This is a genomic window from Roseburia sp. 1XD42-69 (genome assembly GCF_003612565.1).
In the GTDB taxonomy this organism is placed as follows: domain Bacteria; phylum Bacillota; class Clostridia; order Lachnospirales; family Lachnospiraceae; genus Roseburia_B.
In genome coordinates, this window is record NZ_RAZG01000010.1 from 53,215 (window position 1) to 78,383 (window position 25,169).

The 25,169-nt window shown below is 45.9% G+C and carries 23 protein-coding genes and 1 tRNA gene; 3 read left to right on the plus strand and 21 right to left on the minus strand.

Annotated elements, in window-relative coordinates:
- Positions 1-25: 25 nt before the first annotated feature.
- On the minus strand, positions 26-532 hold the full coding sequence (locus tag D7Y06_RS07185; RefSeq protein ID WP_120407127.1) for a CarD family transcriptional regulator: 507 nt from the start codon (positions 530-532) through the stop codon (positions 26-28).
- A gap of 276 nt (positions 533-808) precedes the next feature.
- Here D7Y06_RS07185 and D7Y06_RS07190 point away from each other — a divergent pair, with 276 nt between their 5' ends.
- Complete coding sequence (locus tag D7Y06_RS07190) at positions 809-1,573, plus strand: DUF6062 family protein (protein ID WP_120407128.1); 765 nt, start codon at positions 809-811, stop codon at positions 1,571-1,573.
- Positions 1,574-1,606: 33 nt separating this feature from the next.
- Here the strand turns inward: D7Y06_RS07190 and D7Y06_RS07195 are convergent, their stop codons facing one another.
- The 8 genes from D7Y06_RS07195 to D7Y06_RS07230 form a co-directional block, all read right to left on the minus strand.
- Positions 1,607-3,130, minus strand: coding sequence for a methyl-accepting chemotaxis protein (locus D7Y06_RS07195; protein WP_120407129.1), 1,524 nt, complete (start codon positions 3,128-3,130; stop codon positions 1,607-1,609).
- A gap of 34 nt (positions 3,131-3,164) precedes the next feature.
- Positions 3,165-5,447 (minus strand): InlB B-repeat-containing protein, encoded by a 2,283-nt coding sequence (locus tag D7Y06_RS07200; RefSeq protein WP_158591306.1) that lies wholly within the window; start codon positions 5,445-5,447, stop codon positions 3,165-3,167.
- Positions 5,419-5,949, minus strand: a complete 531-nt coding sequence (locus D7Y06_RS07205; RefSeq protein WP_120407131.1) for a chorismate mutase — start codon at positions 5,947-5,949, stop codon at positions 5,419-5,421. Before D7Y06_RS07205 ends, D7Y06_RS07200 begins: the two co-directional genes overlap by 29 nt.
- 9 nt (positions 5,950-5,958) lie before the next feature.
- A complete protein-coding gene (locus D7Y06_RS07210; RefSeq protein WP_120407132.1) occupies positions 5,959-6,771 on the minus strand; it encodes a Cof-type HAD-IIB family hydrolase in 813 nt (270 codons plus the stop codon).
- Positions 6,772-6,858: 87 nt separating this feature from the next.
- Positions 6,859-7,791 (minus strand): homoserine O-acetyltransferase MetA, encoded by a 933-nt coding sequence (gene metA / locus D7Y06_RS07215; RefSeq protein WP_120407133.1) that lies wholly within the window; start codon positions 7,789-7,791, stop codon positions 6,859-6,861.
- 17 nt (positions 7,792-7,808) lie between these two features.
- The gene (gene ligA / locus D7Y06_RS07220) at positions 7,809-9,815 is read right to left on the minus strand and encodes an NAD-dependent DNA ligase LigA (protein ID WP_120407134.1); all 2,007 of its coding nucleotides are present in this window, start codon (positions 9,813-9,815) and stop codon (positions 7,809-7,811) included.
- Complete coding sequence (rluF, locus tag D7Y06_RS07225; protein WP_120407135.1) at positions 9,754-10,575, minus strand: 23S rRNA pseudouridine(2604) synthase RluF; 822 nt, start codon at positions 10,573-10,575, stop codon at positions 9,754-9,756. Before rluF ends, ligA begins: the two co-directional genes overlap by 62 nt.
- 99 nt (positions 10,576-10,674) lie before the next feature.
- The gene (locus tag D7Y06_RS07230) at positions 10,675-12,084 is read right to left on the minus strand and encodes an SH3 domain-containing protein (RefSeq protein ID WP_120407136.1); all 1,410 of its coding nucleotides are present in this window, start codon (positions 12,082-12,084) and stop codon (positions 10,675-10,677) included.
- Between the two features lie 219 nt (positions 12,085-12,303).
- On the opposite strand from D7Y06_RS07230, the gene D7Y06_RS07235 reads away from it, so the two are divergent.
- Both D7Y06_RS07235 and D7Y06_RS07240 read left to right on the plus strand, forming a co-directional pair.
- A tRNA-Arg gene (locus D7Y06_RS07235) sits at positions 12,304-12,375 on the plus strand.
- A gap of 69 nt (positions 12,376-12,444) precedes the next feature.
- Positions 12,445-13,476 carry a 3-deoxy-7-phosphoheptulonate synthase gene (locus D7Y06_RS07240; protein ID WP_120407137.1) on the plus strand — a complete coding sequence of 344 codons (1,032 nt, stop codon included), beginning with the start codon at positions 12,445-12,447 and terminating at the stop codon, positions 13,474-13,476.
- 33 nt (positions 13,477-13,509) lie between these two features.
- Here the strand turns inward: D7Y06_RS07240 and D7Y06_RS07245 are convergent, their stop codons facing one another.
- The 12 genes from D7Y06_RS07245 to D7Y06_RS07300 form a co-directional block, all read right to left on the minus strand.
- Positions 13,510-14,067 (minus strand): stage II sporulation protein M, encoded by a 558-nt coding sequence (locus D7Y06_RS07245; protein WP_120407138.1) that lies wholly within the window; start codon positions 14,065-14,067, stop codon positions 13,510-13,512.
- Positions 14,068-14,090: 23 nt separating this feature from the next.
- A complete protein-coding gene (locus tag D7Y06_RS07250; RefSeq protein ID WP_120407139.1) occupies positions 14,091-14,639 on the minus strand; it encodes an NUDIX hydrolase in 549 nt (182 codons plus the stop codon).
- 100 nt (positions 14,640-14,739) lie between these two features.
- Positions 14,740-16,284, minus strand: a complete 1,545-nt coding sequence (gene rny / locus D7Y06_RS07255; protein WP_199714662.1) for a ribonuclease Y — start codon at positions 16,282-16,284, stop codon at positions 14,740-14,742.
- Positions 16,285-16,427: 143 nt separating this feature from the next.
- Positions 16,428-17,036 carry a regulatory protein RecX gene (locus D7Y06_RS07260; protein ID WP_120407141.1) on the minus strand — a complete coding sequence of 203 codons (609 nt, stop codon included), beginning with the start codon at positions 17,034-17,036 and terminating at the stop codon, positions 16,428-16,430.
- A complete protein-coding gene (recA, locus tag D7Y06_RS07265) occupies positions 17,033-18,175 on the minus strand; it encodes a recombinase RecA (protein ID WP_120407142.1) in 1,143 nt (380 codons plus the stop codon). The genes D7Y06_RS07260 and recA overlap by 4 nt, the downstream gene beginning before the upstream one ends.
- A 181-nt stretch (positions 18,176-18,356) precedes the next feature.
- Positions 18,357-19,286, minus strand: a complete 930-nt coding sequence (locus D7Y06_RS07270) for a M14 family metallopeptidase (RefSeq protein ID WP_120407143.1) — start codon at positions 19,284-19,286, stop codon at positions 18,357-18,359.
- Positions 19,279-20,229, minus strand: a complete 951-nt coding sequence (locus D7Y06_RS07275; RefSeq protein ID WP_120407144.1) for a M14 family metallopeptidase — start codon at positions 20,227-20,229, stop codon at positions 19,279-19,281. Before D7Y06_RS07275 ends, D7Y06_RS07270 begins: the two co-directional genes overlap by 8 nt.
- A gap of 22 nt (positions 20,230-20,251) precedes the next feature.
- Positions 20,252-21,043, minus strand: a complete 792-nt coding sequence (locus tag D7Y06_RS07280; protein WP_120407145.1) for a transglutaminase family protein — start codon at positions 21,041-21,043, stop codon at positions 20,252-20,254.
- A gap of 10 nt (positions 21,044-21,053) precedes the next feature.
- The gene (locus D7Y06_RS07285; protein ID WP_120407146.1) at positions 21,054-21,725 is read right to left on the minus strand and encodes an alpha-E domain-containing protein; all 672 of its coding nucleotides are present in this window, start codon (positions 21,723-21,725) and stop codon (positions 21,054-21,056) included.
- Positions 21,707-23,026 (minus strand): circularly permuted type 2 ATP-grasp protein, encoded by a 1,320-nt coding sequence (locus tag D7Y06_RS07290; RefSeq protein WP_120407147.1) that lies wholly within the window; start codon positions 23,024-23,026, stop codon positions 21,707-21,709. Before D7Y06_RS07290 ends, D7Y06_RS07285 begins: the two co-directional genes overlap by 19 nt.
- Positions 23,027-23,200: 174 nt before the next feature.
- Positions 23,201-23,527, minus strand: coding sequence for a thioredoxin (trxA, locus tag D7Y06_RS07295; RefSeq protein ID WP_120407148.1), 327 nt, complete (start codon positions 23,525-23,527; stop codon positions 23,201-23,203).
- 11 nt (positions 23,528-23,538) lie between these two features.
- Positions 23,539-25,131 (minus strand): peptide chain release factor 3, encoded by a 1,593-nt coding sequence (locus D7Y06_RS07300; protein WP_120407183.1) that lies wholly within the window; start codon positions 25,129-25,131, stop codon positions 23,539-23,541.
- Positions 25,132-25,169 lie beyond the last annotated feature (38 nt).

Here is a 25,169-nt window from a genome sequence, read left to right on the forward strand (position 1 = left end):
TCTTCATCACTATCATACTATACTATTATCCCTGGGTTTCCACCCTTTTGGTAATGAAATCTTCCACTTTTTCCTTTGGAATCTTCAATGCAATAGACAGTTCTCCATAGAGATTTTCTTCCGCTAAGTGCAGATACCTGGCATCGCTGCTGGTTATCTTCTTCCCCTCCGCTTGTCTGGATTTCCCCCTTAAATACAATGTCTTTATCATGCGTATCCACTCCTCACAGCTGCAGGTACGCATGGCTTCTTTGTACTTTTCTTCCCGCAGCTTTTCATCCCTGATCTGTAAAGTGTCAATCTCCTTTACCCTGTGAATCAGTTCATCTGCTTCCTTTGCCGTCACAATCTTTCTCATCAGTACCTTTTCATTGCTCACAGGGGTGTATACCCTGCGCCCCTTGTCATACGCCGGTTCCAGTTCATAATACAACTTGTCCGTCTTTGTTCCCGGCGGAGCCATCTTCTTAACCTCCAGAACTTTACATACCCCAATATTTCCGTAAATAATATATTCTCCTACTTCAAACATAAATCACCTCCAGTGTGTGACCGTAACAAAAAGGAATCTCCCCCGAGACTCCCTTCCCCATTGAACTGTTTTGATTATAACACACTCCCCATAGAATTGTCAGTATTTTTTTTGTTTTTCTTTAAATTTCGTAAACATTCCAACAATTTTCTTTCTGAATTTTGTGCAAATTTACAGAAAATTTATGCGATTTGTATATTTTTTTCAAATACAATAGGGCTGGCTCTTTGCCCCAGGGATTGGTATAATACTTACAAAAGACCAAGGAGGGTACATATGAAGCAAAAAATAGAAACCATTCCCTTAATCAAAGCTTTTGAGGAAAAAGACGAGTGTCCTTTCTGCTGTCTGGAGCGCCAGGCAGAACAGCACGCCCTGTCTTTCATCTTGGGTTCCGCCTACATGGAAGACGATATCAGGGAACAGACAGACAAGACAGGATTCTGCCGCCACCACTACAAAATGATGTACGACTACGGCAACCGTCTGGGAAGCGCCCTGATTTTAAGCACCCATATGAAAAAGCTGAATCAGGAGATGGCGGAGGAGTTTAAAAAATTTTCTCCGGGAAAAGCATCTTTAAAGTCAAAACTCCAGAAAACCGACGTGTCAAGAGAGCCAAAGACCGCCATCGGACAGTGGGCGGCACAAAAAGAACGCTCCTGCTATGTGTGCAGCCACTTTAATGATATTTATAACAGGTATCTTCTGACCTTTATAGATTTGTACAAAAAAGACGTAGACTTCCGCAGCCTTTTCTTTGAGAGCAAAGGCTTTTGCCTCCCCCATTTTAAAGACTTGGTGGAGACGGCAGAGGCAAAATTAAGTGATAAGGAAAAAGAGACATTTTTCCCAAAGGTTTTTTCCATTATGCTGGAAAATATGGAGCGTGTCCAGGAGGATGTGTCCTGGTTTGTCCAGAAAAATGATTATCTGAATAAAGACAAACCCTGGGGCAATTCCACAGACAGTATTCAAAGAGCCATGCAAAAATGCGCCGGAGGCTATCCGGCAGACCCGGTTTTCCAACAAAAACCTTAAAAAAACAGGGCAAAATCAGCCCTGTTTTTTCTTTTACAAATAGCGGTCTAATTTTGCCGCAGCCGTCAGAAGTTTGTTCATCAATTCTGCCGCCTGCTCCGCTTCTTGATTGCTGGAGGTCCCAATATCGTTTGCCTGTAATGTGCTTGCGGCAACTTCTTCACTCACCGCTGAAATCTGGTTGATACTGTCCACAATATGGTTATTGGCATCCAATATCTCGTCAATCCGGTCGCTGATGGTCTGTATGTTCACGCCGAGATTTGTCATTTTATCGTGAATGTCCGTAAACTGGTTTCCCGCAACGGCAATGCTTTCTTTTTCTTTGTTGGAGGCTGTTAATACCTGGGCCACACTTTCCATTGTCTGGTCCGTGTTGTTCTGCAGTTCCCCCACAATCCCCCGGATGCTCTCTGTAAGTGCCCTCGTCTGCTCCGCCAAAACACGAATCTGCTCCGCAACCACCGCAAAGCCTCTTCCTGCCTCCCCAGCCCTGGCGCTTTCTATAGAGGCATTTAAGGCCAGCATATTGGTCTGGTTTGATATATTTACAATCTGTTCCGTTATATTTCCCACTTCCTGGGCATTTTCCGACAGGGTCTGCATCAGCTCTTTCACATGCTCATTGGAATCCTCGATTAATTTGGACTGTTCCAACAATTCACCCATGGACTGCTGGCCTGCCTGAATCGCATTAAAGCTGTCCTGGGCATAGTGAATCATCTGGTCTGACAATTCCTTTGTATTTGCAATCATCTGCTGGATATTCCCTGTCATCAAGGTCTGCTCTTCGATGCTCTTGGCATTGGATGCGTTTCCCTGGGAAATATCCCCTATGGCGCTGGCGGTCTGCTCTGTGGCCGCCTTAAGGGAAGTAATGCTCTCCCCTGCCGCAGCAGAGTTTTCCTTTACCACAGCGGCAATCTCCAGCACATCTGAGAGCAGGATTTCACTCTGGTTTTTCTCTGCGTCCACCTGCCGCATTCTGTCCCCATTCACTTTATTGGAAATCTTTGTGACCTCATACATAGAAATCAAAAAGGCAGTCATTCCCGCAATCTGCAGTAAAACGTCAGACATATTTACCGGTACTCCAGAGGGCAGGTATCCAAGATGAATCCTGTACAACATATACACAACATTAATCAAAAGCACTCCTATCACCATATTGCGCATAAAACTTAAATCATAGTAAAGCATGTTGATTCCCACCAGGGGAACTGCCACGATAAACACAAGATCGCTTTTCGCCCCCATCATAATCACAGCATATAAAGTGCCGTAGGTTATGACAATGGTATGCCTTAATAGCTTGCTGTCCTTTTTCACCATGAAAAATACGATATTCACAACTGCCACGCAAAGTGACAGCACAGCTACCAAAATAGCATAGGGCCAGGTAATATTCCCGTCAAATGCATCTTTTGGATAACCAAACCCTAAAAACAGGGCAATCACCGACACAACAATTAAGGCCAGGCGGTTAATGGTAATCAGCCGCTGTCTTTCGTATTCCTCATTCCCCTTTTCTGAAACGCTTGTGGTATTTTCCGACATTTTTCTTCTCCTTTTGTAGTATTTTTAATCCCTTCTATTTCTTTCTCACCGTAACTTTAAGTTTTTTGCTCCAGGCCCCATTGGAAACCCTGCCGCTAACGGACTCCCTTTGATACATCCTTGCCTGTACATAATATGTCTTTCCCTTTTTTAAACCCAAAACCGTCTTTTCCCCGCCGGTGGTTTTTACTTTTTTTGCACCTGACATGGAAGATTTCAGAGAATAGCGTATCTCATATCCGCTTGCGTTTTTCTCTTTTTTCATTTTCACTGTAATTTTTCCCGGAGCGCTGCTTTTCAAAGAAGAAATCACCGCCTTTTTAGGCTTTACCTTTGTAAAGCGGGCGTAATAAGTTTTATTCCCCGTTATCTTTACAATCTGGGTATCTTCCACTTTGCTCCCGCCGCTTTTTTTGGTGTACCACCCAAGAAATACATAACCTTTCCTTTTTGCCTCCGGCTGTCTGCCGTATTTCTTATCATAAGTCACCCTGACCTTTTTGGAACTGACAGATTTTTTCCCGATATAGCCCCCGTTTGCCTTATATGTTACTTTATAGGTGTTGGCTTTCCACTTTGCGTAAAGGACAAGATCTTCTGTCACCCCTCTGGAAAAATCATAAAGCTCCCTGTAATCTTTAGAGGTATACCAGCCCTGAAAACTGTAACCCTTTCTCACCGGGGCCGGGGGCTGCACCTGACCCCCCTGTTTTATATTTTGCTCCCCCGGTACACTGCCTCCGCAGGAATCAAACATCAACTTATACACATTTTCCACTGGCGGCGGTGCCAAAACCTCCTGCTTAAGCCACCTGCCGTAAAGGGTCATACTGCCGCTTACCCCGTCAGCAAAGGAATAAGGCTCTGTACACCCCGGGTCTTTGTGCCACCCGGTAAAGGTATATCCCGCCCTGTCACCTATGGCAGGGGCTTTCATTTTTTCCCCGGAAAGAACCATCTGGGACGGGCTAAGAACTGTTCCATCCAGCACAAAATCCACCTGACAGACTTTTGTTTTCACCTGCCTGCTCTCAAAACATCCCTCCGCCGCTGTTACCGCTGTAATCCTGGTCCCGGAAATCCCAGGGAGAGGTGACGTATATTTTTCTGCTTTTTTCAGCCGGAAAGGTTCTTCACCTAACATGTAATAGATATCATTTCCATCTGAAGTCAGGACAACCCTGCCATTTTCCATTCGTACCCCAGGGGGCAAAGTCTGTTTCACCGGAGAATCTACGGTTAATTCCGGCAGGTAGCTGTCCAAAAACTCCTCTTCCCTATGGCTTGCCATATCCATCCTGTGCATCATTTCCCTGCTTCTGTTAAAATATGTATAAACCCAGCCGCCCGGCTGGTCATCCCAAGTCAAATCCACATACTGCCAGTTACCCTCCAGATAAATCAGGTTCCAGGCATGGGTAGGGCTGAAAGCCATGGCGCAGTCAAGGCCAGCAGCGTTCATAAGAAGCATCATGGTCTGGGAGTATCCGGCGCACACCGTGCTGTCTGTACAAAGCACGCTGTAGATGGTCTGGTTAAACCTGTTTTTCGCCATATTGTCAAAATTCTCATCGTAAACCACTTTATCACAGATTAAATCATGGGCCATTTTTTCTTTTTTCAATGGAGTGTCCTCCCCATTGATTTCTGTGAGCATTTCATCTATCTGGTATTTTATTTTTGCATTTGCGGCTGCCCGCTGGCTCCCTTTTGCGAAATCTGATAGGACTCCAAGCTGAAAAATGCATTTCTCCTCATTTTTACGAAAAGAATTGCTGAAAAAGTAATACTGGGGATTGGAATAGCGGAACATCTGGTATACCTGCTTGGCCTGTTCATAGGTGAGATTTTGGTATGTGACAAAGGGAAGCCAAAAGGAACCGTTATCTGCCGCCGCATCACTTGTCCCCCCAAGAAAAATGCTGCACTGCTCATCCAGAGTGTCCCAGAAAATTTTCTGGGCTTTAGACAGCTTTTCATAGTAGTAAGTGCTGGCATACTTTTTCCACTCATCCGTCTCTCTGGCCGAAGGCGCACTTCTCCTCGCAGAAACAGACTTTTCTATCTCTTTTTGGGCCTTTAAAACCTCCTGCGGCGTCAATTCAATTTCTTCAAAAACCGCCAGGCTTCCGGACAAAACCTGGGTTTTTCCCTCCTGGGCGGAATTTATAAGCTCAGCGCCAAAAATTTCTGTGCTGCAAAAAGGAATTTCCATAAAAACTTCAATGAAAATAGAAAAAAGCAGCAAAAATATTAGAAAATGGCCGGCCTTCCCTCCGCTGTTTCCTCTATTCCTCCGCCTTTTGCACTGAAACATGTTCATTCTCCTCATAAATCAGCAAAACCGCTGCTTTTGTCAGCTCCGATGTAAAATCCCCGGAAATGGTGATACTGCAGTTGAGAGTTTCCCCAACGCTTTCCCATTGCATCTCATGGATGGCAATTCCCGCTGTTCTCAAAGCGGTAAATGCTGCCAAAAGCTGTTCCGAATTAACATCGCAGGAAAATTTTAAAATAAATTTATCTTTGCCGCTGGATAATATATTAAGAGATTCCGGCAGGGCAAGGCAGGAATACTGATAAATGCGGCTAATGGCCATGACCTGCCTTACAAACATTTTGTACTCCGGCACATGTTCCTCCATCCCTTTTATCCGGCCCAAAATCACTTCCTCCTCCCGCTTTGGCACGTAGACTTTTGCCCCTGTGCGCTTTTTCTCTTCCACTACCTGACGGGATAAATCCATCCTTTTTAAAAACAATTCCCGCATCTTAACATCCACGGCATCTATATTTTTTCTGATCTCCTCTAAGCCCATAGTTTACTCCTATACCAACATAAATTTGCGGACTACCTCCGCAATTCCATCTTCATCATTTGACTTTGTAATGTAATCCGCCGCCTGTTTCACTTCCTCCTGGGCGTTTGCCATTGCAACCCCAAGCCCTGCCATCTGCACCATGGAGCGGTCATTGTACCCGTCCCCGCAGCAAATCATATGGGTGCGGTCCGTCCTCATATAGTCCAGCAAAATTCCAAGAGAATACGCCTTGTCAATATGCTGGGGCATCAGTTCTAAAAAGTAGGGCTCTGAGCGGAAAATATTTAAGACGTCCCCAAATTTTTCCTGCATATGCCCCTGTGCCATAAGAACTTTTTCCGGCTCCCCGGTGAGGAGAAATTTATTTACCGGGAAATCCACCACCTGGACAAAATTATCTACCTTGCGCATAGGCATATGGTTTACAAAAGATTCCAGATCCGTGTATTTATCCCCCTGGCTTCCTAAAATAATCTCGCTGTCGTTATAGGTGACAATCTGGAGCCCTAAGTCCATAGCCTCTTTATAAATAGAGGCTGTCAGCTCCACGGGAACCGTTTTATCGTACACCACAGAGCCGTCGGCATAATTGATAATATGCCCTCCGTTAAAGGATAGGATATATCCTCCAAATACGTCCAGGCGCAGCTCGTCAGCCAAATGCACCACCCCTCCTGTGGGCCTTCCGGAGGCAAGTGCAATTTTCTTTCCCAGGCACTGGGCCTGCATCAGGGCGTTTTTTGTCTTTGGGGTTATGACCTTTTTTGAATTTGTCAAAGTTCCGTCTAAATCCAATACAATAATATGATATGTGTCCACAGTTCTCACTCCGTTATTTCATTTTTATTATAAAATACAAAACAGGGCATGTCAATGCAGGCAGGGATGAAACGGGGTTTTTCCTGCCTACTTTCCCACAATCCTGGCCGTGTCAATAAACTCGTAGGGGGTCTGCTGGTATACATAGTAATTCAGCCAGTTGGAATACAGCGCATTTCCGTGGGAACGCCACAAAAGTTCCGGCCTAAGTTCCCAGTCGTCACCTGGATAATAATTTTTCGGCAGGGCGATGTCAAGCCCCTTTGCCTTATCTCTCTTATACTCTTTATCCAGGGTGAGCCTGTCATATTCCGGATGCCCCATGACAAAAATTTTCCTTCCCTCATCTGCAATGGCAAGAAAAACTCCCACCTCATCTGATTGTGCCAGAATTGTCAAATCTTTGACTTTTTCAATATCCTCCATGAACACCGCCGTATTCCTGGAGTGGGGGGCAAAAAACACATCGTCAAAGCCCCGTACCAAAGGCACCTTACGGTTTTTCACATGGTGGGAGAAAATCCCGAAAATCTTTTTGTCAAGAATATGTTTTTTTATCCCATAGTGATAGTAAAGCCCTGCCTGGGCTCCCCAGCACAGGTACAAGGTGGAGGTCACATGGGTTTTGCTCCACTCCATAATAGTGCAGACTTCTTCCCAGTAATCCACCTCCTCAAACTCCAAAAGCTCCACGGGAGCCCCAGTGATAATCAGCCCGTCAAAACGTTTCTCTTTCACATCCTCAAAGGTGAGGTAAAACTCATTTAAATGGCTCATGGAGGTGTTTTTTGACTCGTGGCTTGTCACAGTCAAAAAAGTGATATCCACCTGGAGGGGGGTGTTGGACAAGGAGCGGAGAAGCTGAAGCTCCGTATCCTCTTTTAAGGGCATCAAATTCAAAACTCCAATGCTGATGGGACGGATATCCTGATGCATGGCCCTATTCTCATCCATGGTAAATATATTTTCCTTTTCCAGTATCTCTTTTGCCGGCAAATCGCCTTGTACGCATATTGGCATGATTATCCCTCTTTCTCTTATTTTTCTTCTGTCATTTTTATCAAATCATCCTGGGAGATAACTTTGATCCCAAGCTCTTCTGCTTTTTTCAGCTTGCTCCCCGCGTTTTCCCCCGCTAAAAGATAGGTTGTCTTTTTGGAGACGGAGCCTGTGACTTTTCCCCCGTACTTTTCAATTAAGGCCGCCGCCTCTTTTCTGTCCATGCTGGGAAGGGTTCCCGTAATTACAAAGGTAAGTCCTGCAAAACGGCTGTCCTCCCCCTGCACTTCCAAACAATCCATATTCACTCCAGAGGCTTTTAAACTCTCATAAAGTTTCTGATTATCCCCGTCGTCAAAAAACGCCCGGATGCACTGTGCGGAGACTTCCCCCACATCATTGACCTTCTGAAGTTCTTCCATATCCGCTTCCCGAACCCCGTCTAATGTTTTAAAATGGCGCATAATGGTTCGGGCCAAAGCCTTACCCACATTGGGGATTCCAAATCCCGTCAAAAGTTTATATGCGTCATTCTCCTTGGATTTTTCAATGCGCTCTAATAATTTATCGGTATTTTTCTCTTTTCCAATTAAGCCCTGTTCAATGAGCTCTTCTCTGTGCTCCTTTAAGTGGTAGATATCTGCAATACTGCCGATATACCCTTTCCGCACCAGTTCCTCAATGTATACGGTGCCAAAGCCCTTAATATCCATGGCGTCCCTGCCCACAAAATTAATAATATGACGCTCTAACTGGGCGGGGCAGCTGCTTCCCGTACACCGGATATCCGCCGTATCCCCGTCCCGGACTGTGGCAGAGCCGCACACAGGGCACACCTCTGGAATTTGAAATTTTACCCAGCCCAAAGGACGTTTTTCTTTTATAACTTCTCTAATTTTGGGAATAATTTCCCCGGATTTATACACAAGAACCGTATCCCCGATACCGATATCCAAATCGTCAATAAAATCCTGGTTGTGGAGAGTCGCCCTGGAAACGGAAGTTCCGCAGAGACGCACCGGCTCAAACACTGCCGTAGGGGTAATCCGCCCGGTTCTCCCCACGGAGAGCTCAATGTCTTTTACCACGGACTCTTTTTCCTCCGGGGGATACTTGTAGGCAACAGCCCACCGGGGGACTTTGGATGTAGCCCCTAATTTTTCCCTGTCGCTGTAACTGTTTATTTTTACCACGGCGCCGTCAATATCGTAGCCCAGTTTTCCCCGGTTTTCCCCGATGGCCTCAATGGCCTCCCAGACTTCCTCCCCGGTTTTGCACACCCGGTAATCGTCAATTACCGGAATCCCCTGGCGCTTTAAATATGCATACCCCTCTGTGTGGCTCTCAATGGTTATGCCCCGTACCTGCTGGATATTAAAAATAAACATGGAAAGTTTTCTCTCTTTTGTAACGGAACTGTCTAATTGGCGCAGGGTGCCGGCGGCACAGTTTCTGGGATTGGCGAATGTCTTTTTCCCCAGAAGCTCCTGTTTTTCGTTCACCGCATCAAAATCCGCATTCTTCATGTATACTTCCCCCCGGACTTCCAAATACTCCGGCGTATCCTTAAGGCTCTGCTTCACATCGGAAATCACTCTGGCGTTTTCCGTCACATCCTCCCCAAAGTTTACCCCGTCTCCCCTGGTCTCCGCAAGCTTTAACTCACCATTTTCATATCGCAGGGCCATGGAGAGCCCGTCAATTTTATATTCTACCACAAATTCCGGCTCCTCTAACTGCTCTTTCATCTCCTCCACAAAATGCAGCACTTCCTCTTTGGAAAAAACATCCTGCAGGCTTAACATAGGCACATTGTGGCGCACCAAAACCCCGGCTTCCCTCTTAGCCTTTCCTCCTACCCGCTTTGTGGGGGAATCCTCCTTTGCAAGTTCTGGATTTTCCCTCTCTAACTTTTTTAACTCCTGCATCATCTGGTCAAATTCGTAGTCCGTTATCTCCGGGTTATCCTCATTATAATAGAGATTACTGTGGTACTCTATCTTCTTTTTTAATTCTTCTATTTTTGTTTTTGCCTCCGCTGCCATTCCCTTTCTCTCCTCTTTCATTTCCTTTTGGTATCACTGTGGTGCCGGAAGAATTCCGAATCATTTCCCTTAACTCCTTCCACTCCCCATCCGTAACCTTCCGGTATGTACCTTCCGGTAAATCTCCCAAAGTTATATTCATAATCCGTGTTCGTACCAGTTTTTCCACCCGGTATCCAAAATATTCACACATTCTCCGAATCTGTCTGTTATAACCCTGGGTGAGAATAATTTGAAACTCCCGCTTTCCCAAAGGTTTTACCTTGCATTTCCTAGTCATCACCCCAAGCTCTTTTAAGGGCACGCCTCCCCCCATCCCCCTGATAAACTCCTGGGTCAGGGGAAGGTTCACTGTAACCACATACTCTTTTTCATGCATGTTTCCTGCCCGCATGATTTTATTCACAATATCCCCGCAGTTTGTCATTAAAATCAGGCCGGAAGAATCCTTGTCCAGCCTGCCCACAGGGTAAATCCTTTTGGGATAGCGGATAAAATCCACAATATTGTCTTTCTCCCTTTTTTCAGCGGTACAGACAATTCCCGCCGGCTTATGCACCGCCAGAAGAATTGTTTCCTGCTCTTTTTTTACCTCACGTCCCCCAAAACACACCTTCTGGCCTTTTAATACCATGCTCCCCATTCCGGCGGTTTCCCCGTCAATGGTAACATTTCCCAATGCCACCTGGCGGTCTGCCTCCCTTCTGGAACAGACCCCAGCCTCGCTTAAAAATTTATTAATTCTGGTTCCCTCACCCATATGATTTCTCCTTTTGTAAGGTACATACCAAAAGACGGAGACTTTTCCCGTGGCAAAAGTCTCCGCAAATCTTTTGTGTTCTGCTGTCAAATATCTGTCTTATTTCAATAAATCTGTCTTAATATACCCTACTTTTTCACCGTAGGTAACTTTTGTCCATCCCTCTGCATAACTCATAACTACCGTTACTTTCTCACCGGCAAATGCAGTTGCTACTTTTGCAGAATCCGTACTCATGGATTCACGGATGTTCACAGTCTCTTTTAAGACTACTGTGCTCCACTCTGCCAGGCTGTTTCCGCCGCTGCTCTCCTGACCAGAATTGTCAGAAGTGTCTCCGGCATCCGCCGTATCCTGGGAAGGCACTGCACTTTTATCTGTGGTGAGATATTCGGATTTTACATACCCCTGGGTGCCGTTGTTGTAATCAATACGGCTCCATCCGTCCTTATCTTCCAATCTGGTGGTCTGTGCCCCAGTCTCCAATTTTCCTAAAATCTCTGCTGATTCGCTGGCCTCCGCCCGGACATTTACATTATCTGTGGCATACACGGCAACTGCTGCTGCCTGTTCAGCCGCTTTCTTCTCTTCCTCCGCTTTCTTTGCAGCTTCCTCTTCCGCTTTCTTCTTTTCTTCTTCTGCCTTCTTGGCAGCTTCCTCTTCTGCTTTCTGGGCAGCTGCTACCTGGTCTGCTTTCCACAGTTTAATGGCTGCGGGAAGGGTTGTTTTTGCCATCTCTTTTAACTTCTCATCAGTTGCAATGGCCTCTGCATATTTTGTCTCCACTTGGTTCTGCAACGCAATGACATCTTCCTGCTGTTTAAATTCCTCAATTAAAGTCTGAATCTCCGGCTCTAACTCCTGCTCCTCGTTTGCAAGGTTAAACTGGCTGTAGCGCTGGTCAATATATAAGCTTCCATCCTCCCTTGTGCGCACATAGAAAAAGTCTAAACCGGGAGCTGTTGTCTCAATATCTTTAAATTTCATTTCCAAGGATACGGATACGATATAGGAGGCATTGTCCAAACCGGCTTTTGTGTAGCAGGAAATATTCTCATACTGATCTACCTGCTCGCTGAACACGGTGATATAACTCTTTTCCGTCTCCGACATATTTTCTGTCAAAGCTGTGAGAGAATCCAAATCCCCGTTGGCATAGGCGGTATAGTAGTTGCTCACCAACTCGTTAATCTGAGGATAGGCGTCTTTTACATAATCCTTATTTTCCTCTGTCTCCGTCTCTGTGGGAGCTGCCTCTGTCGCCACCAGAGGTGTGTCATCCTTCGGGGCAGTGCCTGCATTGCCGGCAGAACTTTTCACCAGAAACACCACAACTGCCACAAACAAACCTGCCGCTGCAATATAGCGGACATTTTTGGCGCAAAAACTCAGTGCTCCGGAAAAATCATTCTGGTTATTTCCGCCGCTTTTTGTATCTTTTGCAGAAACATTGTTATTTACATTTGCATTACTTTTCGTCTCGTTTGAATTGTTGTTCTGATTACTCATTTTTTCCTCCTATAATCTCCTCAAAAACGTATCATTTATATCTCACTCTCAAGTTTCCTACATTATGTACTAGTTTTTTCTTTTGTAACAATTTTGTAACAACACACATTTTTTAGGATAGCAAACCATATAGAAATTGTCAACCCATATTTGAGAATTGAAATGTGAAAATAATATGTTGACATTCTTTCCAGAATATATTATTATAATTTGTGTTCTGCAACCGTAGTCTAATGGATAGAACGTTGGACTCCGACTCCAATGATGCGGGTTCGATTCCCGCCGGGTGCATCTTAAGGGCTATGGAATGTAAATTTCTATAGTCCTTTTTCATTATAACACAAAGGGGAAATAAAGCGTATGAGTTTTACATATTTGAAAAAATTACCAAGCCCTTCTGAGATTAAAGAACAACATCCCCTCTCAAAAGAGCTTACATCTCTAAAGACCCAGAGGGATGAGATGATATCCAATGTTCTCACAGGAAAAGACAACCGCTTTCTGGTTATCGTGGGCCCCTGCTCCGCCGACAATGAAGACGCCGTATGCGATTATGTCAGCCGTCTCACAGTGGTTTCCGAAAAGGTAAAGGATAAACTGATTCTCATTCCAAGAATCTACACCAACAAACCCCGCACCACAGGAGAAGGCTATAAGGGAATCGCCTCCCAGCCCGACCCGGAAAAGAAACCTGATATGCTGGCCGGTTTAATTGCCATGCGGAAAATGCATATCCATGCCATTGAGGTCAGCGGTCTTACCTGTGCCGACGAAATGCTGTACCCGGAAAACTGGGGGTATGTGGAAGACCTGCTGTCCTATGTGGCCATCGGCGCCCGGTCTGTGGAGGACCAGCAGCACCGTCTTACCGTCAGCGGCTTTGATGTGGCTTCCGGTATGAAAAATCCCACCAGCGGTGACTTTACTGTTATGCTGAATTCTGTATATGCCGCCCAGCATCCCCACCATTTTGTGCACCGGGGATTCGAGGTGGAGACCAGCGGAAATCCTCTCACCCACGTAATTCTGCGGGGAGCCGTATCCAAACACGGAAATTCTGTCCAGAATTACCACTACGAAGATATTATGCGGCTCATCCATAAATATAACCAGATGGATTTACAAAATCCCGCCGCAATTATCGATGCCAACCACTCAAATTCCAATAAACAGTACCATGAGCAGGTGCGCATTGTAAAAGAGGTTATGCACAACCGGAAACTTTCCGTGGAGATTAAAAATATGGTAAAAGGGGTTATGATTGAAAGCTATATTGAGCCAGGCTGCCAGAAAGTGACGGAGCATGTATATGGAAAATCCATTACAGACCCCTGCCTCGGCTGGGAAGAAACGGAACGCCTGATTTACGAAATGGCGGAAATGAATATTTAAACTGAAAAACAGAGTGGAAATTTCACTCTGTTTTTAAATGCCCCGGATGACGCTCCGCAATATATGGGGATTCACATAGCTCTCCAGAAAAATCCCGCAAATTAAAAGAACCATTCCCCCTGCCGCAAACACCAGCCATTCTGCCTTTTTTCCCATCTTTCTATCCCCGGCCAATTCCCGCCGTACCCTGCGCTTTTCCCCCAGAAAACCATACCACACAAAGAGTACCGGTATATAAAAAATCCATTGGGGAAAAAGAAAAGCAAACATAAGCAAAACGCCTTTTACCCCGTAGCTGATAATGGAGATAACAGAGAGTATCCCTATGGTAAGCCCAAGGTACAGCACATATCCGTATATCATCCAAATGCCAACCCCGGCACTTAAAAGAAACAAGAGAAACGCCCTTGGCACCCGCTCATAAAACAAGTACACAAAGAGTTCTCTCCCTGATATATCCGTATAGAGATACCGGTTCATATAGTATTCTCCCATTGCCCCGGTATCCCTTCCCAGGGCAATCCCCAGAAAATTCGCCGCCAGCACACCAGCTAAAAATGAAATAAAAAAGAGATAGGTTCCTTTTTTCATTCCCGCTCCAGACAACCCTTTCCTTACAGCTTATGCCTGTCACGGTTTGCATATGCCAAAATTCCTGCCACAGTTTTGGCATCCTGTATCTCTCCTTTATAAATCATGTCACAGAGTTCTCCCAAATCATAAGTCACAATATCTATAAACTCATCTTCGTCCAGTTTTTGTTTTCCAGGCGTGAGCTCCGTGGCCAGGTACACATCAATAAATTCATTGCAAAATGCCACAGTAGACTTTAATTCCAAAAGTTTTTCCAGCTTCCCGCAGGCGTATCCTGTCTCCTCTTCCAGTTCCCTTTTGGCGCAGATGGCGGTATCCTCTGTGACGCTGTCCCTGGCCCCTGCAGGTATCTCTATGGTAATTCTGTCTAAAGCATTCCTGTACTGTTTTACCAGAATCAGTTTCCCGTCAGGCAAAACAGCCACCACTGCGGCAGCCCCTTTTCTGTGGGCAATAAAATCCCATTTTGCTTCCCTTCCGTCAGGCATCTGGATATAATCCGTATACATATCCACAATCGCCCCTTGTCTCTCTAACACCCTTTTTGTGCGAACTAATTTCTGAACCATATTTTCCTCCTTTTATTCATTTCCAGCCTGTAATATATGAAGTTTCAAAAAGATATAGAAATACCGCTGTATGTTAAACATACAGCGGCTTTTTTACTTATTATTTCGCATAATCAATTACCCGTGACTCACGGATTACGTTTACCTTAATCTGGCCCGGATATTCCAATTCAGATTCAATCTGCTTGGAAATATTACGCGCTAACAACACCATATCAGCATCGTTAATCTGTTCTGGAACTACCATTACCCGAATCTCTCTACCTGCCTGGATTGCAAAGGACTTGTCAACTCCCTTGAATCCATTTGTAATATCTTCTAACTGTTTTAATCTGTTTGAATATGTCTCCAGAGTTTCCCTTCTCGCACCTGGCCTTGCCGCACTGATGGTATCGGCTGCCTGTACCAGACATGCAATCAAAGTCTCCGGCTCTACATCGCCATGATGCGCTTCCACTGCATTGATGATTAATGCGGATTCCTTGTACTTCCTGCACAGTTCCACACCAATCTGAATATGGGAACCTTCCACTTCATGGTCAACGGATTTACCAATGTCATGTAATAATCCTGCACGCTTTGCAGTGCGGACATCCACGCCCACCTCACCGGCTAAAAGCCCTGCAATCTGTGCAACTTCGATGGAATGTTTCAATGCATTCTGCCCGTAACTGGTTCTGAATTTCATACGTCCCAAGAGACGCAGCAGCTCCGGATGGATTCCATGGACGCCCACCTCCAGGGTAGCGGCTTCCCCTTCCTCCCGAATCATTGTCTCAACTTCCTTCTTCGCTTTTTCCACCATCTCTTCAATTCTGGCGGGATGGATACGTCCGTCCACAATGAGCTTCTCCAATGCAATTCTGGCAACTTCCCTGCGGATTGGGTCAAACCCGGAAAGAACCACTGCCTCCGGCGTATCGTCAATAATCAAATCCACACCGGTAAGAGTCTCTAATGTACGGATGTTTCTTCCCTCCCTTCCGATAATCCTTCCTTTCATCTCATCATTGGGAAGGGGAACTACGGAAATAGTGGTCTCGGCTACATGGTCAGCCGCACACTTCTGGATAGCTGTCACCACATAATCCTTTGCCTTTTTGGAAGCTTCCTCTTTTGCCTGATTTTCCATTTCTTTAATCATTTTGGCCGTATCAAGCTTTACATCATCTTCAACAGTTTTTAAAAGATATTCTTTTGCCTGCTCGGAGGTAAGTCCTGAGATTCGTTCTAGTTCCTGTACTCGCTCTTCATTCAGTTTAGCTACCACTGCTTTCTGCTTGTTTAACTCTTCTTCCCTTGCAGTAAAGCCGGCTTCCCGCTTCTCGATAGATTCCAACTTTTTATCCAAGTTTTCCTCTTTCTGCACGATACGCCGCTCATTGCGCTGGATTTCAGCACGCCGCTCTTTAATCTCTTTATCCAGGTCATTTTTTGCCTTAATCGTCTCTTCTTTTGCTTCCAGCAAGGCTTCTCTTTTCTTTGTCTCCGCAGTTTTTACCGCTTCGTCAATAATTCCTCTCGCCTTCTCTTCCGCACTGCCGATTTTCTGCTCTGCAACTTTTTTATTGTAGGCAGAAGTAGCAAAAAACGTAATTGGAACTGCTAAGATTAAAGCCACCGCCACAGCGATAACAACTATAATCTGCACTGGCACAGGAGCACCTCCTTTATTCAATTTTCATTGTACATATAACAAAACAAAGGTCTTATCTGTCATAATTAACAATAGTTAAATTTTATACTTATTTCCCGTTTATGTCAAGTACAAGCTTTGATATGTTTGTGCTAACCCATGCTTTTCATCACAGGCAGGATGTCACTGCCCTTAAATCCTCTGCGCAATAAAAACTGATAATTTTTCCGGAATTCTTTTTCATCCCCTGGGGCCTTAGGAAAACGGCGTTTTGAAAGCAATTCTTTTATCTGATCCCTCTCATCTGAGGAAAAGACCTCCTCCAACGCCCCCTCAATAATTTCCGGGGCGATGCCTCTTTTATATAAATCTGTTTTCAGACGTGCCCTGCTGCGTTTTTCCTGGTGAAACAGGATAAAGGTTTTTGCATAGCGCTCATCATCCAGATAGTGATACCGCTTCACATAATCAATGGCGTCCTCTATGGCCTCCGGGGGATAACTGTTTAATAGAAGTTTCTCCCTAAGCTGGCGCTCCGTTTTTTCCTGGCGCTCCAAAAGGTGCATGGCACGTTTTGTGGCACGTTTCCCAAGAACCATGTGCAAAATCTCCTGATAGGTTTCCTCCGGCACTTCAGAGCCAATTTCCAGTGCATATTTTCTCACTTCCCCTGGGTATAACTGCAGATGAATCCTGCCGTCCAAACAAAGGTTTCTCCGTCCCCTTTCCCCTTTTTCCAGAGATGTTACCATATAGCTCATGCTTTTGCTTCACTTTCCGCCGACGGGATGTCCCCCAAAGTCTCTGGAACCGCCCCGGACTTTTTCTCTTCCTTGCCCTTCTTTGCAGAGGGTTTCTCTTTCTCCGGCTTTTCTTTCTCCTGGCTCTCTTCCTGCTGTTCTTCCCCAGCCAGCTCATAGTGGGCCCGGACCTTCTTTTCAATCTCCTCCATCACTGCCGGGTTGTCCGCAAGATACTGCTTGGCGTTTTCCCGGCCCTGGCCGATTTTGCCCTCCTTATAGGCATACCATGCCCCGGATTTATTCACAACGCCGCAGTCGCTGGCCAAATCCAGAATATCCCCTTCCCTGGAAATGCCTTTTCCAAACATAATGTCAAACTCCGCCTCACGGAAGGGGGGCGCCACTTTATTTTTTACCACTTTAATCCTTGTGCGGTTTCCAATTACTTCCCCCGCCTGCTTTAAAGCCTCCACCCTGCGCACGTCAAGACGCACGGAGGAATAAAACTTAAGGGCCCGGCCTCCTGTGGTAGTCTCGGGATTTCCAAACATTACCCCCACCTTCTCACGGAGCTGGTTGATAAATATGACAATACAGTTGGATTTGCTGATAACTGCCGTAAGCTTCCTTAAAGCCTGGGACATAAGCCTCGCCTGAAGGCCCACATGAGAGTCTCCCATATCCCCGTCAATCTCCGCCTTTGGCACAAGAGCCGCCACGGAATCCACAATAATAATATCCACCGCACCGGAACGAACCATTGTCTCCGTAATCTCCAGGGCCTGTTCCCCGTTGTCCGGCTGGGATATGTAGAGATTATCAATGTCCACCCCAATGCTCTTGGCATACACCGGGTCTAAGGCGTGCTCCGCATCAATAAAACCTGCAATCCCCCCCAGTTTCTGCACTTCTGCCACTACGTGGAGGGCCACGGTGGTTTTACCGCTGGACTCAGGCCCGTACACCTCAATGACCCTGCCCTTGGGAAGCCCGCCGATGCCTAATGCGATATCCAGGCTCAAGGAGCCCGTGGGATATGCGTCAACATTCATTTTATTGGCGGAATCCCCCAGCTTCATAACCGAGCCCTTGCCATACTGTTTCTCAATCTGTGAAATCGCTGCATCCAATGCTTTCAATTTATCTTCTTTCGCCATGTCTTTCTCCTTTATGCGAACTAATGTTCGTTTTTTTCTTTTCTTATAGTAGTATATTTAGGGAAAAATGTCAATAAAAAACAAAAAGAATTTTCATACATAAAAAGACAGCCGGGAACCCAACTGCCTTAAGTATAGATGGAATAAGCGTTTCTTGTCAAGGTTTTCTTTATATCTGCCTTTAAACCCTGGCAATTAATTTTACCACCGCCGTATTTGCATAGGCCAGAGGTTCATTGTGCAGGAAAAAGACCCTCCGGTTACAGGGAGCGTAAAGGGTTTCTAAAATCTCCCCCTCATAGGGGTCTAATATATTTGCCAGAACCTGCCCTGTCACCACCTCTTCCCCCGCCCTTACCGCCGGTTCAAAAATACCGGACTTTGCAGTTTTTACAGAAATCATCTCATCATCCCTGACAATTTTGGAATCCACCCGCTCCGGCACGCTGTAGCGGATCATTCCCTCCCCGGAAAGGAAATTCATCACCGCAAGAACCGCCTGCCCGGCACTGCTTGGATCAATCCGCTCCGTGGCGGAGGTGTACAGGGAAAAGGCCTGGGTTTCCCATACCTGCCAGTTGTAATTTAAGGTAGTTGTATCATAAGGCCTTACCCTTCTTATAATCACATAGGGAAGTCCAAACTCTTTCGCCGTCTTTTCACTGGAAAATCCCTGGTCCATCATGCGCACATGGGGGACAAAATTTCCCGGCATATAAAATGAGGTAAACTGGATGCCAAACCGGTACTCCGATATTTCCCTGAAAACGCCCTGGGCAATTCTCTGGGTTGTTTCCCCCAAATCATACCCTGGAAACATGCGGTTGATATCCGTATTGTCCGTGGGCCAGAATTTTTTCTTGATATTCATAGAATAGGGATTGACAGAGGGGATAATTAAAATTTTATGCCCCTCTTGGATTCTACCCTCCTCCTCAAGCTGCTTCATTTTTTTCACCAGCCTTCCGCAGCAGTAAATCTGCTGCACCTCATTGCCCCTTAAATTTCCCACAATGCAGACGGACTTTTCCCCTGTGCCAAACTCGTATCCCGTAATGCGGAAATTATCCCGGTACAGGCCCTTTAATTCATAAACAATTTTCTTATTCACAGCCCCACACCTCCTTTTTTAAGATCCGCCCCATAAGGGAGCCTTCCAGAACAATGGGGTACTCTCTTATGGTAAAAAGCATCCCCTCCTCCTCTGCCTCCACGTTATCCAGTATTTTTCCGTTTAGCGGGTCTAAAATATATCCGATGAGTTCGCCTTTTTTTAATTTTGCCCCATGGCTTACTTTGGGAAGAAACACCCCTCCCACCCTGGCGTTTAAATAGCACACATCCTCCGGGTTTCTGGAAACCACAGGCTTTCTCACTGATTTCACTTCCCCTGTCCAGATGCCCATTTTTTTCATTAAATGAAAAATACCATCGGTAAGCTGATTCCCGTACTCCTGGGTAATGCGCATCCCAACCCCCATTTCCACCACCAGCACCGGCGTCCCTATATTATTTAAGCTGTACGCAAAAGTGGATTCCAGCACTGTGTTTGCCCCGTGCACCCAGATGAAATCCACATTGGATTCCTCTGCCATTGGAACCAGTTTTTCCTGGTGCAGCTCGTTGATGCGTATCTGGGGAATCTCCGTGAGATAAATATTGCTGGCATGGATGTCAAAGACACAGTCGGATCCCGCCACGTCCTCCATCATCCGGGCGACTACATACTCCATCATGCTCCCGTCAATATCCCCGGGAAACATCCGGTTTAAATCCAAATCAAAGGAGGGAATCCCCCGGGTGATAGAATCCATGCCAAGAGGGTTCATTGCGGGGTAAATATCTACGATTCCCTTTAAACATTCCCTGTTTTCCTCTATGCGGCGCTGGAGTTCATAGCAGACATACTGCCCCTCCAGCTCGTCCCCGTGGATTCCCGTCACAATGCTGATGCGTTTCATGTTTTCCCCAGGATTTTCCGGAAAAATCCTGTTCTTTCTAATTTCCAATGTTTCGTCTATGGGCAGGCCCACTGCCGCTATGGTGCTTACCATACAATCCCTCCCTCGTTTTACGTTACTGTTCCCGTTTTTCCACCAGGACAGAGATATCCTGGGACTGTGCCCCGCCGTTCCACATAAGCCCCCGGTTGATGGCACAATCCGCCGCATCCCTGCCGTGTCCCAGTTTTATGTAGTGGTCCCACACCAGACAGTCGTTTGTGGGGTCAAAGGGCACCCAGAAGCCGTCTATAAGCGCTTCCGCCCAGGCGTGGCTGGCCCCCTCCCCTATAATCAGGCCGCACACATACCTGGCGGGAATCCCTGCTAAGCGAAGGAGGGTCACATAAATATGGGCATAATCCTGGCAGACGCCCTTTCCCTGTTTCCATGCCTCCTCCGCCGTGGTGTTCACATCCGTTGTCCCCGGCACATAGGAAAAATCCTGGTGTAAACCATGCATTAATTTTTCGCACACCTGAAAGGAAGTTTCACATTCTTTAAAATCCAAGGAGTGAAAATAGTTTAAAAGTTCCCCGCCGGGGATACACTTTCCATGGGGCACCTGAAAAAGCCCTGTCACTTCCTGCCTGTTTTTCTCCTCATAATCCGTCTGTAAAATTTCCACATCCCCGGAAATCTGGAACACAAAAAGGTTGTGGTCCTCATGCTCACAGCCGTAAATCTGCCTGTTGCCAAAGGAATCCTCCCCAAAGGAATAGGTGGTCTTTGGCAGCACAAAAAGTTCCGTATTTAACACATGCTGCCTGTCATCTTCCCTTGGAAGGCATTTGATTGTAAAATAACACCTGCCGATATGTTTCTCATACTTCAATTCCATTCTGTACAAAAAATGCAGCACCGTCACAAAATCACTCCTAACAGTTTAAAATCATTGCCTCCACATTGGACACAATTTCATAATAATTTAAATCGGCGTTTTCCACAAGTTCCCTCACCTTATCCAAGTGCTGTCTGCTGTAGGAAAGTCCGCTTCTCTCCACCCTTGGCACCATGCGGTGGACTTCTCTTACCAATTCCTTCCCGGAGAGTTTTAACCTTGCATACAAATCCACCCGCTCCATGCGCTTTCCCGCCTTAATCATATTCCGCACCTGCTCTGAGTCAATCTCATCATCCGCAATCCCCCAGAAAGATAAAATATGGTCCAAGAGATACTGCATTTCGATCAGGGGGGATTGGCTGGCCGCAGCCTTGTTCATGTCATATATGGCAAGCTGGATGTAGGACAATGCCTCCGATCCGATACTCTCCCTTAAGACAATGGCGTTGTCGTAAGCCCTGTTTAGATTGCTGATAATAGAATCCGGGTTTGAATCATCAAAGGGATATCTTTTCAGAAAATCCTCCCTGGAAGTATAAATATTGGGAATATCTATGGAATCGCAGAATGCCTGGTAACTGTCCTCCGGTTCGTCAATCATGGTATCAAAACTCCTGAAATAAATCCGCAGGGTGGTGTACACCCGCTCCGTATACCTTCCCAGCCAAAATAAATGTTCCGCCTGCTCTACTGATATAATACCCATGTGTCTTTAAAACCTCCTCCCTGTGAAGAATTCACAATAAAAGAATCCGTGTTTCTGGAAAACCTTGTCAGCCCGCTTTTCCACACCATAGGCTCCTCTGCCATTAAGACGAAGGCCCGAAGGTCTGCTTTCCTGGGCACGATTTCCCCCTTGTCCAAAGTATCCAAATCCTGAAAGTCAATGACTTCCTGGGCGATAAACCGCCTGGGTTCCCTCTTTAACATTTGGATAAATTTCTCCTTTTCCTCCTTTGTCATGGAACTTCCGAATACCACCCCGTAGCCCCCGGCTTCCGCCACATCCTTTAATACAAGGTTGTCAAAATTTTCAAGGACATATTTCATATCCTCCTCATAAAAAGGCAGATAGGTGGGGGCATTTAAGAGAAGGGGTTCTTCATCCAGATAATACCGTATCATTTTAGGTACAAAATAGTATATGCCTTTATCGTCCGCCGCACCATTTCCCGGCGCATTGATAAGGGCTACATTCCCTTTCCGGTACACTTCAAACAGGTGGGGGATTCCGATTAAGGACTCCGGGTTAAAAACCATAGGGTCTAAATATTCGTCTGAAATCCTCCTGTAAACCACCCCTACCCTCTCTTTTTCCCCGTCAGAGGAAATGTAGTATAGTCTGTCGTTTTCCGCAATAAGCTCAGAGCCCGTGGCCAGGTGTGCCCCGGTTTTTTCCGCCAGGTAAGAGTGCTCAAAATAAGCCGCATTGTACCGCCCCGGAGTGAGAATCACAGAGTGCCCTCCCACATTCACATAATCCATGGCACGCCTTAACAAATCCGCATAATTTCGGTTATCTTCCAGCCTGTTGTTGTGGAAAGTATCCGGGGAACTCCGCCTGCAAAGTTCCCTGGCAATCATGGGGTAGGAAGCCCCGGAGGGAACCCTTAAATTATCCTCCAGTATGTACCAGTTTTCATCTTTCCCCTTCACCAAATCGATACCCGATATGTGGGAATATACGCTTTTTTCCGGGACAATCCCCTCACATTCCGCCAGATACCCGCTAGATGCAAAAATAAAATCTTCCGGGACAACCCCGTCTTTTACAATCTGTTTTTTGCTGTAAATATCTTTTAGAAATAAATTCAGAGCCATAACCCTCTGTTTCATCCCCTTTTCCAGGCCGGCAAATTCCTCATGGCCGATAATCCTTGGGATTGAGTCAAAGGGAAACAACTGCTCTTTAAACACATTGTTTTTATATATTCCAAATTTTACTCCATACCGTGCCAGCAATTCATTGATTTTTTCCGTGTGGTTTACCAGTTCCCTCTGCCGCATAACCATTCCTCCTCTCCCAATCCAGCAGGGAAGATTTTTGCCCCTACTCGCCGTGCGACCCGCCTACCGCGTCAGGCGGTAACTTCCATATGCGGGCCTGCACATAAAAAAGGCGCCCTGCTTCACGCAGAACGCCTTTGTTCCTAAACAAGACATAGTATAAACTTATTTCTGTTATCTGTCAAGTTCTTTCATCAACAGTTCTTTCACCTGCAAGGGCTGCTGTACCCCGGACACCCTGGCGACAAACACGCCCCGGTTCATTAAAATCAGGGTGGGGATACTCATAATCTGATATTTTAACGCCAGTGCAGCCTCCTCGTCCACATTGACTTTCCCTATTTTTACTTTATCCCCAAGCTCATCTGCCATCCCGTCTAAAATCTGTGACTGCATTTTGCAGGGCATGCACCACTCCGCCCAGAAATCCAAAAGCACCGGAACTTCTGATGCAAGAACCTCAGTCTCAAAATTGTCGTTGGTTATCGTTACAATCTCCATAAAAACCCTCCTTAATTCCTGCCAAATTCCGACAGTTCCAACCCTTCATTTCTGTCAAGGACCATTCCCACACTCCACTCATTCACAAAAATAAGCAGGGGATTCCCCTTTAAATCCTGAATTTTTTTCATGTCGGAAGTTCCCACCAGTTTATCCATATCCATATCTTTATTCTCAATCCACCGAATATATTCATGGGGCATATTTTCCAGGCGTATTTCCACATTATATTCATTTTCCAGACGGTATTTTAAAACGTCAAACTGCAGGACGCCCACCACCCCTACAATAATTTCTTCCATTCCCATATTGTATTCCTGGAAAATCTGGATGGCGCCTTCCTGGGCAATCTGGGTAATGCCTTTTACAAACTGCTTCCGCTTCATGGTATCCACCTGCCGCACCCTGGCGAAATGCTCCGGGGCAAAGGTGGGGATTCCCTCAAAGGCATAGGGTTTCGCCCCGTTTAAAATTGTATCTCCAATAGAGAATATTCCCGGGTCAAAAACCCCGATAATATCCCCTGCGTAGGCCTCCTCCACAATTTTTCTCTCCTGGGCCATCATCTGCTGGGGCTGGGACAATTTTATTTTTTTATTCCCTCCCTGGACATGGGTCACTTCCATTCCCGCCGTAAATTTCCCGGAACATATCCGCATAAAAGCAATTCTGTCCCTGTGGTTTTTATTCATATTTGCCTGAATCTTAAAGACAAAGGCGGAAAAATCCTCATCAAAGGGATTTTTCTCCCCCATATCCGCTTTTCTGGGCAGGGGAGAGGAAGTCATGGAAAGGAAATGCTTTAAAAAGGTCTCCACGCCAAAATTTGTCAGGGCGGAACCAAAAAATACCGGGGACAGCTCTCCTTTGGACACTAAATCCAAATCAAACTCCGGGCTGGCGCCGTCAAGAAGCTCGATTTCCTCCAATAGTTTTTCTTTTGCATCCTTTCCAATCACCGCTTCAAGTTCCGGGTCATCTATGGACAAATCCAGCTCCTCCCCCTCTTTTGTACCCTTCTGTGTGTCGCTGTAGAGCATTACCTGGCGCTTTTCTCTGTCGTACACCCCTTTAAACTCTTTTCCCGAGCCGATAGGCCAGTTAATCGGGCAGGTGCTTATCCCCAGCTCCTTTTCTATCTCATCCAGCAAATCAAAGGTATCATTGGCATCCCTGTCCATTTTATTGATAAAAGTAAAAATAGGGATATGCCGCATAACGCAGACCTTAAACAGCTTTCTCGTCTGGGCCTCCACTCCTTTGGAACCGTCGATTACCATCACGGCGGAATCCGCTGCCATCAAAGTGCGGTAAGTGTCCTCCGAGAAATCCTGATGCCCCGGAGTATCCAGAATATTAATGCAGTACCCTCCATAATTAAACTGCAGCACAGAAGAAGTGACAGAAATACCCCTCTCTTTTTCAATCTCCATCCAGTCGGACACCGCATGCCTTGCGGTAGCCTTTCCCTTTACGGAGCCTGCCAGGTTAATGGCCCCTCCGTATAACAGAAATTTTTCCGTCAAAGTGGTTTTCCCCGCATCCGGATGGGAAATAATCGCAAATGTTCTTCTTTTCTCTATTTCCTTTTTTAAATCAGCCAAAATATTTCCTCCACATAAATACAAAACATAAAAAAATA

What these genes read in the sequence shown, in the direction of transcription:
- D7Y06_RS07275 (WP_120407144.1), bottom strand. Translation starts at nt 20,229, where the DNA reads ATGGTAAGCACCATAGCGGCAGTGGGCCTGCCCATAGACGAAACATTG.
- rluF (WP_120407135.1), bottom strand. Translation starts at nt 10,575, where the DNA reads ATGGGTGAGGGAACCAGAATTAATAAATTTTTAAGCGAGGCTGGGGTC.
- trxA (WP_120407148.1), bottom strand. Translation starts at nt 23,527, where the DNA reads ATGGAGATTGTAACGATAACCAACGACAATTTTGAGACTGAGGTTCTT.
- ligA (WP_120407134.1), bottom strand. Translation starts at nt 9,815, where the DNA reads ATGGCAGCGGAGGCAAAAACAAAAATAGAAGAATTAAAAAAGAAGATA.
- D7Y06_RS07250 (WP_120407139.1), bottom strand. Translation starts at nt 14,639, where the DNA reads ATGGTTCAGAAATTAGTTCGCACAAAAAGGGTGTTAGAGAGACAAGGG.
- D7Y06_RS07245 (WP_120407138.1), bottom strand. Translation starts at nt 14,067, where the DNA reads ATGAAAAAAGGAACCTATCTCTTTTTTATTTCATTTTTAGCTGGTGTG.
- D7Y06_RS07185 (WP_120407127.1), bottom strand. Translation starts at nt 532, where the DNA reads ATGTTTGAAGTAGGAGAATATATTATTTACGGAAATATTGGGGTATGT.
- D7Y06_RS07285 (WP_120407146.1), bottom strand. Translation starts at nt 21,725, where the DNA reads ATGGGTATTATATCAGTAGAGCAGGCGGAACATTTATTTTGGCTGGGA.
- metA (WP_120407133.1), bottom strand. Translation starts at nt 7,791, where the DNA reads ATGCCAATATGCGTACAAGGCGATTTGCCGGCAAAAGAGATACTGGAA.
- D7Y06_RS07290 (WP_120407147.1), bottom strand. Translation starts at nt 23,026, where the DNA reads ATGCGGCAGAGGGAACTGGTAAACCACACGGAAAAAATCAATGAATTG.
- D7Y06_RS07230 (WP_120407136.1), bottom strand. Translation starts at nt 12,084, where the DNA reads ATGAGTAATCAGAACAACAATTCAAACGAGACGAAAAGTAATGCAAAT.
- D7Y06_RS07195 (WP_120407129.1), bottom strand. Translation starts at nt 3,130, where the DNA reads ATGTCGGAAAATACCACAAGCGTTTCAGAAAAGGGGAATGAGGAATAC.
- D7Y06_RS07240 (WP_120407137.1), top strand. Translation starts at nt 12,445, where the DNA reads ATGAGTTTTACATATTTGAAAAAATTACCAAGCCCTTCTGAGATTAAA.
- recA (WP_120407142.1), bottom strand. Translation starts at nt 18,175, where the DNA reads ATGGCGAAAGAAGATAAATTGAAAGCATTGGATGCAGCGATTTCACAG.
- D7Y06_RS07200 (WP_158591306.1), bottom strand. Translation starts at nt 5,447, where the DNA reads ATGTTTCAGTGCAAAAGGCGGAGGAATAGAGGAAACAGCGGAGGGAAG.
- D7Y06_RS07205 (WP_120407131.1), bottom strand. Translation starts at nt 5,949, where the DNA reads ATGGGCTTAGAGGAGATCAGAAAAAATATAGATGCCGTGGATGTTAAG.
- D7Y06_RS07190 (WP_120407128.1), top strand. Translation starts at nt 809, where the DNA reads ATGAAGCAAAAAATAGAAACCATTCCCTTAATCAAAGCTTTTGAGGAA.
- D7Y06_RS07260 (WP_120407141.1), bottom strand. Translation starts at nt 17,036, where the DNA reads ATGAGCTATATGGTAACATCTCTGGAAAAAGGGGAAAGGGGACGGAGA.